Origin of the sequence: Faecalibacterium sp. Marseille-P9590 (assembly GCF_017377665.1) — a bacterium.
Lineage (GTDB): Bacteria > Bacillota > Clostridia > Oscillospirales > Ruminococcaceae > Faecalibacterium.
This window is the reverse complement of record NZ_JAFREF010000002.1, coordinates 238,519-253,366: the sequence shown is the minus strand read 5'-3', so window position 1 is coordinate 253,366 and position 14,848 is coordinate 238,519. Positions and strand designations below refer to the sequence as shown.

Sequence of the window (14,848 nt, the reverse complement as noted above, 5' to 3'; positions counted from 1 at the left end):
GCTTTGGCATTCCGTAGCGCTTTGCCTCTTCGCCAGAGGCTCCCCTACTAGGGGAGCTGTCGAACGAAGTGAGACTGAGAGGTTGTACAGAGCAGCGCCTTTCCTCTACATCTCTCCGGGTTGCGGCTCCCAGCGTCTGCTTCGGCCCTTGGTGCGGGCCTCGCATCCTGCTGGCCGCGGCCCGAGCTTCGCCTCCCTGTTTCCGCCGCTGGCGGCGGTCGGCTCAGCTCCCACGTGATACCCCCAGCACCACCCCCATCTCCCCCAGCAGCATCATGAGGCTGGTGCCGCCGGAGGAGAAAAAGGGCAGCGAGATGCCGGTGTTGGGGATGGTGTTGGTGACGACAGCCACGTTCAGCACCGCCTGCAGGGCCACCTGCACCACGAATCCCACCACCAGCAGCGCCCCGAACCGGTCGGGCGCGTGGGCTGCGATGGTGATGCCCCGGCAGAGCAGCAGCACGAACAGCCCCACCACTGCGCAGGCCCCCACGAAGCCCAGTTCCTCGCAGACGATGGAGAAAATGAAGTCGTTCTGAGGCTCGGGGACGAAAAGATGCTTCTGGCGGCTTTCCCCCAGACCGAGGCCGGTGGCCCCGCCGGAGCCGATGGCATAGAGGCTCTGGATGGTCTGGTGGCCATCGCCCAGCGGGTCGGCGAAGGGATCGAGCCAGGAGCGGAGCCGGTCGGCGGCGTAGGGGACGAGGTCGGGCATGACGGCCACCGCCGCACCAATGGCCCCGACGCCTCCCGCGCCCGCCAGCAAAAACCACCGCAGACCCGTACCACCCACGAACATCAGCACTGCGCCGATGCCGAGGATGAGGACGGTGCCGGACAGGTGCGGCTCCAGCAGCATCAGGGCCGCCACCACCCCCAGCACCAGCGCAAAGGGCAGGACACCCACGCTGAAATCCTTCATTCGGTCGTGATTCAGTGCAATGATGTGGGAAAAAACCAGCACCACCGCAAACTTTGCGATCTCGCTGGGCTGCAGGGTGCCGAACCCCGGGATGACCAGCCACCGCTTGCAGCCGTTGTACTCGGGCATGAAGAGCACCGCCGCCAGCAATATCAGTGACAGCCCCAGCAGCGGCCACGCCAGCTTATGGAAGATATGGTAATCTACCCGGCTGGCCAGCCACATCCCGCAGAGTCCCAGCGCCGCGTAGAGCAGCTGAGGCCGCAGATAGGCCCAGGCGTCGCCCCGCCGGTAGAGCGCCACGGCGCTGGACGCGCTGGCCAGCATCACCAGCCCGAAGCCCACCAGCGTGAGCACAAGTATCAGAAACGGCAGGTCCATGCCGGGCAGCGGACGCAGGATCCTCTTCTTCATCCTCTCCCCCCTTCCCTTTAGTGTACGCACCGGGGCGGACGGCTAGTCACGGGGTCTCGCGCATATGATTGCAGGAAGGGAGGTGCTGTCTCATGTCCGAATCGCCAAAACCCGCCGACGCCCTGCGCACCCTGCCGGAACGGGCGTTCCGCGCCCGGGCAAGGCTGGTGGCGGGGGTGTTCTGTCTGGTCTGCTGCGGTCTGGCGGTGCGGCTTTTATTTTTGCAGGTGCTGGGCGGCGGCTGGTACACCGACCGCGCCCTGGGTCAGCAGCTGCGGGACACCGTCGTCCCCGCCGACCGGGGCCGCATTTATAGCGCCGACGGCGTCCTTCTGGCGGCCAACAGCAGCTGCTGGACCCTCCGGGCCTCGCCCCGGGAGATGCCGGAAGATAAACTCGCCCTCGCGGCCAAGGGGCTGGCGGAGATCCTGGAGCTGGACGAAGGGAAGCTTCTCGAGAAATTCAGCGACCGCCACTCCAACGACTGCCTCCTGCGCTACCGGGTAGACCGAGTCATGGCCGACGCCGTGCGGGACTTCTGCGAGGCAAACGGCATCACCGGCATCCGTATCAATCAGGACTCGAAGCGCTGGTACCCGCAGGGGGAGTTTCTGGCCTCGGTGCTGGGGTTCACCAATGTGGACAACGCGGGCGTCTCGGGCCTCGAACTGAAGTATGACGACCTGCTCACCGGCGAAAACGGCGTCGTCCTCACGGCGGTGAACGCCTGGGGCTACACCCTCGAGCAGAGCTATGAGACCGAGCGTTTCCCCACCGAGGGGGACGGCCTGCGGCTCACCATCGACGCCAGCATCCAGCACTACCTCGAGAACGCGCTGGGCTACGCGGTAAAGGAACACCACGTCGCAGCCCGTGCCGTGGGCATCGTCATGGACGTGAACACCGGGGCCGTGCTGGCCATGTCCACCACCCCCGCCTACGACCCCAACCAGCCCCGTGTGCTGGCCGACAAGGCCGCCCGGAAGGCCGTAGAGGGGCTTTCCGGCGACGAGCGGGCGGCGGCATTGCAGCTGGCCCAGCAGACCCAGTGGCGGAACAAGGCCGTCAGCGACCTCTACGAGCCGGGCAGCGTCTTCAAGCTCATCACCTGCGCGGCGGCGCTGGACACCGGGGCTGTGAGCAAAAATTCCAGCTTCTACTGCGGCGAGAGCATCTCGGTGGCCGGCACCCGCTTCCACTGCGCCAACCACAAGCGCCACGGCGCGCAGACCGTCACTCAGGCCCTTGAGAACTCCTGCAACCAGAGCTTCATCCAAATCGGCGCAAGGCTGGGCAAAGAGGCGTTCTGCGACTACTTTGCGGCCTTCGGCCTCCGCGCGCCCACCGGCATCGACCTGCCCGCCGAGCCGAAAAAGAGCCTCTACTACACCGCCGACCGGATGGGGCCGGTGGAGCTGGCGTCCTGCGCCTTCGGGCAGAGCAGCAAGATCTCTTACCTCGAGATGGCGTCGGCGGTCTGCGCCGTGGTCAACGGCGGGCGGCTGATGCAGCCCTACGTCGTCTCAGACATCCTCGGCCCGGAGGGCGAAGTCATCGACCACCTCTCCCCCGTCTGCAAGCGGCAGGTGTTGAAAGAGGAGACCTCACGCACCATGCGGGAGATGATGGAAGCCGTCGTCCTCTACGGCGGCGGCCGGAACGCCCGGATCGCGGGCTACCGGGTAGGCGGCAAGAGCGGCACCAGCCAGAAGCTGGACAGCGCCGACGAGAAGGCCCGCATCGCCAGCTTTGTGGCCGTGGCTCCCATCGACGACCCCCAGTTTTTGTGTCTCGTCTGCCTCGACGAGCCCCACAGCTGGACGACAGCGGGCGGCAGCCTCTCGGCCCCGGTCTGTGCCGAGGTCCTCGAGCAGACGCTGGTCTATGAAGGTATCCCCCGCGCCGCTGTCCCGGATACGCCTGCTTCCGACGCTGAGACTTCCGCCGACCTTCCCGAGGACGGCGACAGCTTCGACGGGGCGTAAAAATGGGCAAAAGAAAAGACCGCTGGACGGCGGTCTTGGAAGGTCGATATTTTTCAGCTCTGCTGCGGCTGGTCGCGGAACACGATCTCGCCGGTGGCGTTGTCCATGGACTCGACGATAGCGAGGCTCTCCAGCTGGATGCCCTTGCTACGGATGAGGTCGCCGCCCTGCTGGAAGCCCTTCTCGACGGCGATGCCGATGCCCTCGACAGTGGCACCAGCCTTCTCGGTCAGCTCCAGCAGACCCAGCAGGGCGCAGCCGTTGGCCAGGAAGTCGTCGATGATGAGAACGTGGTCCTCGGGGGTGAGGAACTTCTTGGAGACGATGACATTATAAATTTTCTTGTGGGTGAAGGACTGGATCTTCGTCTCGTAGTTGTCGTAGTCCAGGTTGATGCTCATAGACTTTTTGGCGAACACCACCGGCACGTTGAACTCGCTGGCCACCACAGCCGCGATGCCGATGCCGCTGGCCTCGATGGTGAGCACCTTGTTGATGGGCTTGCCATCGAACAGGCGCTTCCACTCCTTTGCCATCTCGCGGAACAGCGGAATGTCCATCTGATGGTTGATGAAGCTGTCCACCTTGAGCACGTTGCCCTCACGGACGATGCCGTCTTTGCGGATGCGGTCTTCCAGCATTTTCATAGTTCGTCTCTTCCTCCCAATTTTCCTGTCACAAAACGGTCAATATTTCATATCAGTATACCGGATACTTTCCCGGTTGGCAAGGCTTTTTCTGCCCAAATTTGACTCGTTCTCTCCGGTTTTTTCAGCCCTTTCGATTATAAGTACGACTTTTGCGGTACGGTCTGTGTCTCAGGGCGGGCGATTTGTGCAGTTGTCTCTTGTTTTCTGCGCAAAATCGAGTATACTGGTAGCAACCGGAAACGGCTTGCTGCGGCCGACGAGGGCCGCACCGGGAAAAGGAGTCAGTATATGAAGACAGGGTTAGTATTAGAGGGCGGTGCCATGCGGGGGATGTTCACCGCAGGCGTTCTGGATGTCCTGATGGAGCACGGCCTCACCACCGACGGCACCATCGGCGTGTCGGCGGGCGCGGTGTTCGGCTGCAACTTCAAGTCGCACCAGATCGGCCGTGTCATCCGCTATAACACCGAATATTGCAACGACAAGCGCTACGCCAGCTTCCGCAATCTGCTGCGCACCGGCAACCTCTACAGCGAGGATTTCTGCTACCACGAGGTGCCGGAAAAGCTGGATCCCTTCGATGAAGAGGCCTTCCGCGCTTCGCCCATGGACTTCTTTGTCGTCTGCACCGACCTGCACACCGGCGACCCTATCTACCACAAGTGCCGCAGCGGCGACGCCGAGGACGTGCGCTGGATGGAGGCTTCGGCGTCCATGCCGCTGGCGGCGAAAGCCGTCAGGATCGGCCACTACTCCCTGCTGGACGGCGGCGTGGCCGACTCCATCCCCGTCCGCTTCTTCGAGAGCCTGGGTTACAAGCGGAACCTCATCATCCTGACCCAGCCCAAGGGCTTCGTGAAAAAGAAGAACCCCATGCTGCCCGCCATCCGTGCGCGGTATCTGCGCTATCCGGCCTTCGTGGCAGCGGTGGCCGACCGTCACGAGCGATACAACGAGGCCCTCTCCTACATCGCCATGCAGGAGGCATCGGGCAAGGACTATGTCATCCGCCCGCCCATCCCGCTGGAGATCGGCGCTATGGAGCGCGACCCCGCCCAGCTGCGCCGGGTCTACGAGACGGGCCGCGCCGTGGCGGAGAACCAGATTGATAAGATAGAGGCGTTCCTGAACGATGTGAAGGAGACGGAGGAATAACCTCTCCGTCACGGCTGACGCCGTGCCACTGCCCGGGTTGCGGCACCCAGCAGCCGCAGCGCTTTGCTTGCGTCTTGCTGGCCGCGGCCCCAACAGCGACTCCCTGTTTCCGCCACTGGCGGCGGTCGTCGTTGTTGCTCCTATCGAGGGGAGGCTTTGGCATTTCGTGAAGCCTCGCCTCTTCGCCAGAGGCTCCCCTACTAGGGGAGCTGTCGAGCGGCAGCGAGACTGAGAGGTTGTACGAAGACGAGCCTAACCTACAAACAAAGCAGGAGCCCCATCCATTCGGATGGAGCTCCTGCTTTTCTTATAACTTACTGCATATCCGTCTCAGAGATGGGGGTATCCAGCTCATCGGCGGGGGTGTCCGCCGTCTCGGGCTGTTTGCTCTTCTTCTCCCTGCGGGGCTTTTCGCCCTTGGGGCCGCGCTTCGACTTGATGCGCTTTGCCAGCAGAAGGAGCAGCACCAGCAGGGCTGCGCCGCCGGCGCAGAAGGCCCAGATGGGGAGCTTTGCAGGGACGAAAGCCACTTCGACCTCGGTGCCGGTAGTGGTGAAGGTGGTGTAGCTGCCGAAGCTGCCCGTCTCCACCTTATGCCAGCTGCCGTCGGCCTGCTTGACGTAGACCTTGCCCTTGGCCTTGCCGGGGGTCAGATAACGGATCTGGTGGGTCTCATTGCCGTCATCGGTGAACTCCAGCAGCCACTGCTCTGTCACACCGTGGACATCGGCTGTGATGTCCTGCTGGGTGACCTGCACGGCGTTGGAACCGCCGAAGAAGCCGTCCACGAAGAAAACGGGACGTCCGTTCTCGCGGGTGACGCTGCTGCTCAGAGACGGGATGTAGGGCGTGTACTCCACATTGACCACGGTGTCGGTGTGGAGCTGGTCGAGGACGGGTGTGCTCCACTCGGCGTAGTATCCATTCTTCTGGGGGATCTCGGGGTAGTCGTCCAGCGTGAAGGACGCACCGTAGTCAAAGCTGATCTTCTTGATGATGTGGCCGTCGGCCTTGAAGGTCAGGGTCAGCTTGCGGAAGGAGTCCGGCACATTCTCCTGAGCCAGCAGGGTCTCATAGGTGACCGGCTCTGCCTGACCGACGCGGCTCAGGCGGTCAATGCCCTGCAGATCGTCGGAGACGAAGAGGTTGCCATAGAAGTCGCCGTCCTGTCCGCCGGAGACAGCACCTACGTACTGCTGGCCTTCCAGCACAGAGACGATGGCGCGGTTGTTGATGGCGATGAGGCTGCCGTCGGTGAGGTCGCTGTCGGTACCCTGACCGACGATGCCGCCGATGTACTTTTCACCGCTGAGGGCGCATTTTGCCCAGTTGCTGCGGAGCTTGGCGCTGGCCGCACCGGCAACGCCGCCCACCTGATTGACGCCGGTGACGTCGCCGTAGGACTCGCAGGCCGTCACAAGGCCCAGTTCCTCCTGGCCGACGATGCCGCCAACCATATCCTTCTTGGCGGTGATGCTGCCCTCGTTGATGTTGCCGGTGAGGACGGCGCTGACGGTATAGGAGGTGCGCAGCAGCGAGGTACCCTCGTCCTTGTTGTCCTCCTCGGGGTCCAGCAGGTTCTCGACGCCCATAGTACCGGCGATGCCGCCCACGTTCATGTCGGCGTCGATGGTGCCGCGGTTGATGCTGTTCTCGATCTTGCCGTCGGACTGGGAAGCGATGAGGTCTTCCGACTCATCCTCGTAGATGGTCTTGCTGCCCGGGTCGCTGATCTCTTCCACGGCGTCCAGCATCAGGTTGGACACGACGCTGACCTGTGCGGTCACGGCGCGCATCTTGTCGGTCAGCTGGTTGCTGGCGGTGCGCATGGTGCTGTTGATGTCGTTCATCTTGTCGTTGATGGAGCTGACAGCATCAAAGAGGGAGTCCTTGGTGTTGGTCAGCTCTGCCGAGGGACGAGGCACCTTGATGGGGTCCTGCTGGTTGAGCCAGTGGAGGATGTCGCGGGTCTGGCCCATCATATCGGTCAGGCCGCCGAGGCCGTCCTGCATCTGGCCCAGAGCCACAGAGGTATGCGCCAGCGTTGCGCTGGTGAGGGCGGCGTCGGTCTTGAGCAGGTCGAGGGAGTCGCTCAGGTCATCCATGGCGTCGCTCAGCTTGTCGGAAGCATCGCTCAGCTGATCGAGACCATCCTTGATGCTGCCGCCGCCGTTATTGCCGACCCAGTCCTTGATGTTGTCCATTATGCCGTCGGTGATGCTGCCCATGCCGTCCAGCGCGTCAGAGGCTTTGGTCAGAGCCGCAGCCAGCTCGGGGTGGTCGGAGGCCGAGACGGACTTGGCAGCGCTGCCCACGATGCCGCCCATCTGGGTGGCAATGGTAGAGATGGTGCCGATAGCACTTGCGATTTGGGAAGTAGCACGGGCAATGTCACTGTCGTTGGACAGGAGGGACGCCGTGCGCAGCAGGCCCATGCCTGCGGTGACGGCCTTCATTGCCGGGGCCATGCCGCTGCCCAGCGTGAAGACGCTGGCCACGGAGTTGGCCACCTTCAGCAGCTCAATGCCGGTCTTGAGGTTCTTGTCGGACTTCTTGTCCGAGGACAGGGAGTCGTATGCGGAGAGGATGCCGGAGATGGCCTGCGAGGCAGCGCTGTCATCGCCGGTATCAACAGACTCCAACAGCTGTTTGATACCCTCAGAGATAGCCGACATACCGTCACGGCCATCCTCGGCCGCGTCGCTCACCTTGCCCAGACCGTCGCTGGTCTTGCTGAGGGCGCTGGATGCCATCAGCATCTCAGCGGCCATCTCGCGCATGGCCCACTTGAGGTTTCCGGTGGCGTCGGTCAGCTTGGTCATGGCATCTTCGCCGGTGTCCATGACGGGTTCGAGTTTGGTGAGGGTATCGGCCAGCAGAGTGGAGGCGCGGTCGATCTCGTCAGCCACCTCGTCGCCGTAGTCGCTGGCCTGATCGTCCAGCTGGCGTGCCGCTGCAATGGCGGTATCCATCTGGCTGGTCATGGCGCTGAAGGAATTGGAGATGCTGGTGGTGGAGTTCTCGACGACGCCGGTGGTGTCATCGACAAGGCCGCGCAGAACATCCAGCTCCGAACGGAGACGCTTGATGGTGTCCTTGGAGAGGTCGAGTTCGCGATAGGGTTCCGCCTGACCGGCGATGCCGCCCACGTCCTTGCGGCCCAGAACATGGCCCTGATTGACACAGCCGGATACGAGGCCGTCGGTGCGGCCCACAATGCCGCCCACGTTGTAGCCAACATGCTCGTAGCCGACAGTTCCGGTGTTGACGCTGGTCAGGATCATGCCGGAGGAGCGGCCTGCGATGCCGCCGGTGTCGGTGGCGACGTTGGTGACGGAATTGGTGGCGTCGTCATCGGCGGCGGCCATCTTGTTGTTGATCTGGTCCACCATCTTGGCGGTGAAGCCGTCGGTGTCGAGAGAGGCTTCCTGATATTCGGTGTTGATGCTGCCCACGTTGGTGCAGCCGGTGATGGCGCCGAGGTTGTAGCCTGCAATGCCGCCGGTGGAAGATTTGCCGGTGACGATGGCGCGGGCAGTGCTGTGGTCGATGGTGCCTTCGGACTCGTTGCGGCCCACGATGCCGCCCACCTCGCTGTCGCCGGTGACGACGCCGGTGAACTGGCAGTTGATGAGGGTACCGTGGTTGATGCCTACGATGCCGCCGGTGGTGGTGTCGGCAGAGTCAGAGACAGACACGATGCCCCGCACGCTCAGGGATTCGATGGAGCCCTGTTCCTCCACGATGCCGAAGAGGCCCGCCGGGGAATACTGGCCCGTAATGGTCAGGTCCGAGATGGTGTGGCCATTGCCCTTGAACTGTCCGCTGAAGGACGGGATGGGCTCCCACAGCATCCCCTCGAGGGAGAGGTCTTTCTGTAGAATAACCGTCTTGCCCACCGACCACTGGTCGTAGGCACAGCTCTTGGCCAGCGAAAGCAGGTCCGAGACGCTGTTGATGTAAATGGTATCGCCGTCGTCAGACGCGAACACCGGCAGTGCGATGCTCAGCGCCAGCACAGCGGCCAGAAGCGCAGCCGTCAGGCGGCGCAGCAGATGGTTACTGGTCTTCATTCTGCACCTCCTGTTGTTTATTGTCGTCCAGTTCCTGAGAGACGTTGCCCGAGATGACGGTCAGCTGGACGTCGCCGTCCACGATGGCGTTCATCGTACCGGCCACAGAGCCGTGGATCTCGCCCTGCACGATGCCGTTGACGCGCATACGGCCATTGCCGCTGCTGCGGGCCACCAGCTTCGGCACAGCAAAGGAGGTACGGTCCACGATGCGGGTGCCGATGAGCAGGATCTGAGGCAGGACGAAGAGGACGAGGATGATGGAGATGATGGTGCCTCGGCCCAGACACTGGCCGATGCCCACGATGCAGGCGTCGGAAGTCATCTGGCCGATGAGGATGCCGGACACGGTCATGATGGTGCCGGAAGTCAGGATGGTCGGGAACGCGAAGTTGATGGTCTCTATCATGGCCTGCTTGTGCTCCATCTTATCCTTCAGCTCGTTGAAACGGGTGGCGATGACGATCGCGTAGTCGATGTTCGCGCCCATCTGGATGGAGCTGACGATGAGGTAGCCCATGAAGTAGAGGTTGGTCCCCATGAAATACGGGAACGAGAAGTTTATCCAGATAGCGCCCTGGATGACCACGATGAGCAGGATGGGCATACCGACGGACTGGAAGGTGAACAGCAGCACCAGCAGGACGATGAAGATGGACACGACGTTGACGACGACATTGTCGATGGCGAAGGACTTCTGGAAATCGTACTCGTTGGTGGCGTCACCGGCCATGTAGAGCTCGCCGTCCGGGTAATACTTCCGGGCGATGGAGCGGATGGTGTCGGTGAACTCATAAGTAGTCTGGCCGGGTTCCAGAGAGGGGCTCAGGTAGATGAGGACGCGGTTGTAGTCGTCGCCCTGCAGCTGGGCCAGTGCGCTCTCCATCTGGTCGCGGGCGTCGTGGAGGTCGTCCAGGTCTTCCTGAGAGAGGGAGACGATGCCGGTGTCGGCCTCATCGCAGACGTAGAGGAACATATCCACGAGCGGCACTTTATAGGAGGCGAAGTTGCCGATGACCTGGCCGTACTCCTCGTTCTCGATGGCGTAGGCGGTGTAGATCATCTGGGCGGCCTCGTAGTCCAGGTCGGCCATCTCGGAGAACTGGCGGGCGGTGAGCTCGTCTTCCAGCATATAGCCGTCCTGGGCCTCGATGTTGGACAGACCCTTGGTGGAGTCTATCTCATCGCAGCTTTCCAGCTCCTCCAGCATCTTTTTCTCGATGCTGTAATCGTCGTTCTTGGGGTAGACGAGTGCCACGAGGTTCGACTTGGTGAAGTTTTCTTCGATCATCTGGTCCGCGATGAGGGATTCGTTCATCTTCGGCACCTTGATGACATCGTAGCCGTAGGCGTAGGGACAAAGGTTCGAGAAGTGGTAACCGATGAGGATGACCACCAGGAAAATGACAGGGATGACCTTGCGGGTGCGCCATGCAAAGCGGCCCACGAAGGGGATCTCCGGCACGAAGTTCCTGTGCTTGGTCTTATCCATGTAGGGTCCGAAGAGCATCAGCAGGCCGGGCATGACCACGAACACCGAGAGCATCGCAAAGAGGATGGACTTGATGAGGCAGATGGCCATATCGGAGCCGATGCGGAACTGCATGAACAGCATAGCCACAAGGCCGCCGACGGTGGTCAGGGAGCTGGAGCTGATCTCGGGGATGCTCTTGCTCAGGGACTCGATGACGGCCTCCTTCAGAGGCATGGTTTGGTGTTCTTCCTTGAAGTGGTTGCAGAAGATGATGGCGTAGTCCAGCGACAGCGCCAGCTGCAGGATGTTCGTGACTGAGTTGGACACGAAGGAGATGGTGCCGAGCATGAAGTTTGTACCCATATTCAGGATCATGCCCACCACGAAGGTGAGGATGAGGACAGGCACCTCGGCGTAGGTCTGGGACGTCAGGAGCAGGACGATGACGATGATGACGGCAACGTACACCATGATGACCCTCACCTCGGCATCAATGGTCTCCTGCTGGGTGTTACCCAGCGAGGTGGAGACGTAGATGTCGTAGTCGGCGAGGTATTCCTTCACCCGGTCGAGGGCCTCGAGGCACTGGTCATCGTCCTCGGGGTAGTCGAAGGTGATGGAGTAAAGGGCCGACACCGCGTCCTTATTATAATGGTCGGTCGTGTCGTCGTAGTCCAGCATCTGGACGCCCTTGAGCTCGGTGAGCCTGTCGGAAAGCTCATCGGCCTCAGCGGGCGTGATGTTGGCCACCATGACGTCGGCAGAGCCGTAGGTCGTGAACTGCTCGTCCATGATGTCAAGGCCCATGCGGGTCTCCGAGGTCTTGGGCAGGTAGGTGGTCATGTCGGTCTCGACCTTGACCCACCGCACCGAGAACACCGTGAAGATTGCAGCCAGAATGACAAACAGGAACACAAGGTTGCGGCGTTCTACGATCTGGCGCGCAAGCTTGTGCATGAAGTCTATCTGTGGTTTTTCGTGTTCGTTCAAAGCGTCCGTCCTCCTTTGTCGTGATTTTTTTGCAGTTTCATCCCCGGGGATGGGCTGCGCAGTCGTCTCATAAACAACCTCCGTCCGATAAACTACATTTGGTGATTTTGTGAAAATTCGAAGGGAAATATTTGTACAAATGATATAATAGAGCGCTGCCCATCAAAAAGCAAGCGACAAAACCGCGCGAATGATAAAATTTGATTGTTCTTAGCCAAGGCGCAGCTTGCCTTTTAACCTCTCCGTCACGGCTGACGCCGTGCCACTGCCCGGGTTGCGGCACCCAGCATCCGCAGCGCTTTGCTTGCGTCTTGCTGGCCGCGGCCCCAACAGCGACTCCCTGTTTCCGCCACTGGCGGCGGTCGTCGTTGTTGCTCCTAACGAGGGGAGGCTTTGGCATTTCGGAAAGCTTTATCTCTTCGCCAGAGGCTCCCCTCGATAGGGGAGCTGTCGAGCGATAGCGAGACTGAGAGGTTTATTTCCTTCTCTTTCGCCGCGGCCCCGCATTGACGTAGCCGAACACTGTGCCACAGACGCCGCCGACGATGTGCATGAAGTTGGCCACGTTGTCCCGCACAAAGATGATGTCATAGACCTGCTGGCCCAGATAGAGCGCCGCCACCAGCAGCATGGTGACGGGGATGCCGCCCGAGAAGCCGGACAGGGATGCCAGCATGATGAGCATGAAGACGATGCCCGACGCGCCCAGCAGCGCCGTGCGGGGGAACAACGCACACTGCAGAATGCCTGAGATGAGGGCCGTGAGCAGGATGCCTTTGAGCAGGGGCAGGCTGCCGTACTTTTCTTCCATCGGCGGGCCGACGACGAGGAGAAGCAGCATATTATTCAGGAAATGGTCCCAGCTGCCGTGGCCCAGCACATGGCCGAAGAGCCGGATGTAAAACAGCGGGTCTTTCAGCGAGGAACGGTAAACGCTGAACAGATGGGTGGTCGTCCAGCCGCCGGTGTACTGGCCCAGGAACAGCACCCCCAGTGAGAGGAGGAAAAATGTCAGGATGACCGGCGAATTGTACTGCACAGACAGCGTGAATTTGGGTCGTTTCGTAGTTGTTTCCTTCTTTCCCGGCCCGTCCGGGGCCGCAGTATGAGTGATACGACCATCATATCATAATCTTCAAGGTTTTTCCACAACTTTCGTCGGTTCAACCCCGGGTCTGCTCCCAATAGGCCCCCATGCTCTGGCCGGGCTGGTCGGTGACTTCGTCGTTCAGGTAGTCCGCGAGGCCCACGGCGGCAGGCTGCCAGCTGCGGGCTGCCTCTACCGTGGGGTACTCCACCTCGGCGTACCAGAACTCCGTCGGCTGGCCCTCATCCACATGATTCACTTCCAGCACCGCACCGTCCGGCAGCAGGTAGCTGCGGCGGAGCTTCGGGATAAGGGGCCTGCCGATGATCTTCGTCTCGAGGTCATTGAAAAGCGCAGGGTCGATGTCCCGCTCGATTTCTTCCCTCGCCAGCCCGCTGCCCGACTTGAAGCAGAGGACGTAGTGGGTCTTGCCGCCCGTCAGGGCCTCTTCCCGGATGCGGACGGTGGGCCGCACGCTGATGTAGCCCTGCCGCATGGCAAACTCCTCTTTCAGCGGCAGGCCCTCCGGCCAGCCGTTCACCATCCACTTGCGCTCGATCTCCATGATGTTTTCCTTCCTTTCGGTGGTTTTTGTATTTATTCTAACATATTTTTATGGTATTATAAATGGTGAGTTAGCCAAAGGACAACCTCTCCGTCAGCGCTGACGGAGAGGTTCATCCTCAATTATTAAGGAGCAACCATGAAATCAGAACGCAGCTATCCTATTTATAAAGTAAACAAAAAAGCCGAGGCCAGCCTCGTGGGCGGGCATCCGTGGGTGTACGAGAACGACATCCTCGAGTTCCCGGAGACAGAGCCTGAGAACGGAACCCTCGCCGACGTGGTGAGCCCGAAGGGCGCTTACCTCGGCACCGGCTTCGTCTCTCTCAAGAGCAAGATCCGCGTCCGCCTCATCTCCCGCAACGCCAACGACACCTTCGACGCCAGCTTCTGGCGCCGCCGCGTCGAGTACGCCTGGGCCTACCGCAAGACCGTCCTCGAGCCTGCCGACCTCTCGGCCTGCCGGGTCATCTTCGGCGAGGCCGACCAGTTCCCCGGCCTGACCGTGGACCGCTTCAACAACATCCTCGTCACCCAGACCCTCAGCGTCGGCATGGAGAAGCTGAAGCCTGTCCTCTTCCCCCTCCTCGCCGAAGTCCTGCGGGCCGACGGCCAGACCATCGACGGCATCTACGAGCGGAACGACGAGGCCCTGCGTGCCAAAGAGGGCCTCGAGCAGAGCAAGGGCTGGTTCGAGCTGCCGGGTGAAAACTACCCCGCCTCCACCCAGACCGAGATCTGCGAGAACGGCGTCTACTACCACGTCGATTTCGAGAACGGCCAGAAGACCGGCTTCTTCCTCGACCAGAAGTACAACCGCCGGGCGGTCGCCCGCCTCGCCGCCGGCCACACCGTGCTGGACTGCTTCACCCACACCGGCAGCTTTGCCCTCAACGCAGCCAGCGGCGGCGCAGCCCGGGTCACGGCAGCGGACATCAGCGCCGACGCCATCGCCATGGCCCAGCGGAACGCGGAGCGCAACGGCCTGACCAACATGGACTTCCTCTGCGAGGATACCTTCGAACTTCTGCCCCGCCTCGAAAAAGAAGGCCATCCCTACGATTTCATCATCCTCGACCCGCCTGCTTTCACCAAAGCCCGCCGCACGGTGGAAAACGCCATGCGGGGCTACAAGGAGATCAACTACCGGGCCATGAAGCTCCTGCCCCGGGGCGGCTACCTCGCCACGGCAAGCTGCTCTCATTTTGCCACCGAGGAGCTGTTCATCAAGATGCTGCGCTCCGCCGCAAAGGACGCTCACCGCCAGCTGCGCCAAATCGAAGTGCGCCAGCAGGCCCCCGACCACCCCATCCTCTGGGGCGTGCCGGAGACGAACTATCTGAAGTTTTTCCTGTTTCAGGTCATCTAATAGTCATACCATCCGCGCAATACTCCAAAAAATCGGGAGTCAGTTTGTGCAGAATCGTCAAATCTGTCTATTGCGTTTTTCGCCCCGTTCGGCTATAATCATCGCATAGACAGCAACGACGCTGTGAGTCACCTCCTGACTCGCAGCGTCGTTTCGTTTAACCCG

General features: G+C 61.4%; 9 protein-coding genes. 3 read left to right on the top strand and 6 right to left on the bottom strand.

Annotated features, from left to right (window positions below; all coding sequences use genetic code 11):
- Window positions 1-223: 223 nt before the first annotated feature.
- A complete protein-coding gene (locus J3349_RS03805) occupies window positions 224-1,336 on the bottom strand; it encodes a putative peptidoglycan glycosyltransferase FtsW (RefSeq protein WP_207676485.1) in 1,113 nt (370 codons plus the stop codon).
- Between the two features lie 92 nt (window positions 1,337-1,428).
- Here J3349_RS03805 and J3349_RS03800 point away from each other — a divergent pair, with 92 nt between their 5' ends.
- Window positions 1,429-3,321, top strand: a complete 1,893-nt coding sequence (locus J3349_RS03800) for a penicillin-binding transpeptidase domain-containing protein (protein ID WP_207676484.1) — start codon at window positions 1,429-1,431, stop codon at window positions 3,319-3,321.
- A 53-nt stretch (window positions 3,322-3,374) separates the two neighbouring features.
- On the opposite strand, the gene J3349_RS03795 is transcribed toward J3349_RS03800, so the two are convergent.
- Window positions 3,375-3,968: a xanthine phosphoribosyltransferase gene (locus J3349_RS03795; RefSeq protein ID WP_158396680.1), complete on the bottom strand. Its 594-nt coding sequence runs from the start codon at window positions 3,966-3,968 to the stop codon at window positions 3,375-3,377.
- 291 nt (window positions 3,969-4,259) lie between these two features.
- On the opposite strand from J3349_RS03795, the gene J3349_RS03790 reads away from it, so the two are divergent.
- Complete coding sequence (locus J3349_RS03790) at window positions 4,260-5,126, top strand: patatin family protein (protein WP_158396678.1); 867 nt, start codon at window positions 4,260-4,262, stop codon at window positions 5,124-5,126.
- A 314-nt stretch (window positions 5,127-5,440) separates the two neighbouring features.
- On the opposite strand, the gene J3349_RS03785 is transcribed toward J3349_RS03790, so the two are convergent.
- The 4 genes from J3349_RS03785 to J3349_RS03770 all read right to left on the bottom strand — a co-directional run bounded on the left by J3349_RS03785 (window position 5,441) and on the right by J3349_RS03770 (window position 13,315).
- Complete coding sequence (locus J3349_RS03785; protein ID WP_207676483.1) at window positions 5,441-9,199, bottom strand: hypothetical protein; 3,759 nt, start codon at window positions 9,197-9,199, stop codon at window positions 5,441-5,443.
- Window positions 9,186-11,663, bottom strand: a complete 2,478-nt coding sequence (locus tag J3349_RS03780) for an MMPL family transporter (RefSeq protein ID WP_158396675.1) — start codon at window positions 11,661-11,663, stop codon at window positions 9,186-9,188. The genes J3349_RS03785 and J3349_RS03780 overlap by 14 nt, the downstream gene beginning before the upstream one ends.
- 475 nt (window positions 11,664-12,138) lie before the next feature.
- Window positions 12,139-12,708, bottom strand: a complete 570-nt coding sequence (locus tag J3349_RS03775; protein WP_207676638.1) for a rhomboid family intramembrane serine protease — start codon at window positions 12,706-12,708, stop codon at window positions 12,139-12,141.
- A gap of 118 nt (window positions 12,709-12,826) precedes the next feature.
- A complete protein-coding gene (locus J3349_RS03770) occupies window positions 12,827-13,315 on the bottom strand; it encodes a CYTH domain-containing protein (protein WP_207676482.1) in 489 nt (162 codons plus the stop codon).
- A gap of 138 nt (window positions 13,316-13,453) precedes the next feature.
- On the opposite strand from J3349_RS03770, the gene J3349_RS03765 reads away from it, so the two are divergent.
- Window positions 13,454-14,683 (top strand): class I SAM-dependent rRNA methyltransferase, encoded by a 1,230-nt coding sequence (locus J3349_RS03765; RefSeq protein WP_207676481.1) that lies wholly within the window; start codon window positions 13,454-13,456, stop codon window positions 14,681-14,683.
- Window positions 14,684-14,848: the final 165 nt, after the last annotated feature.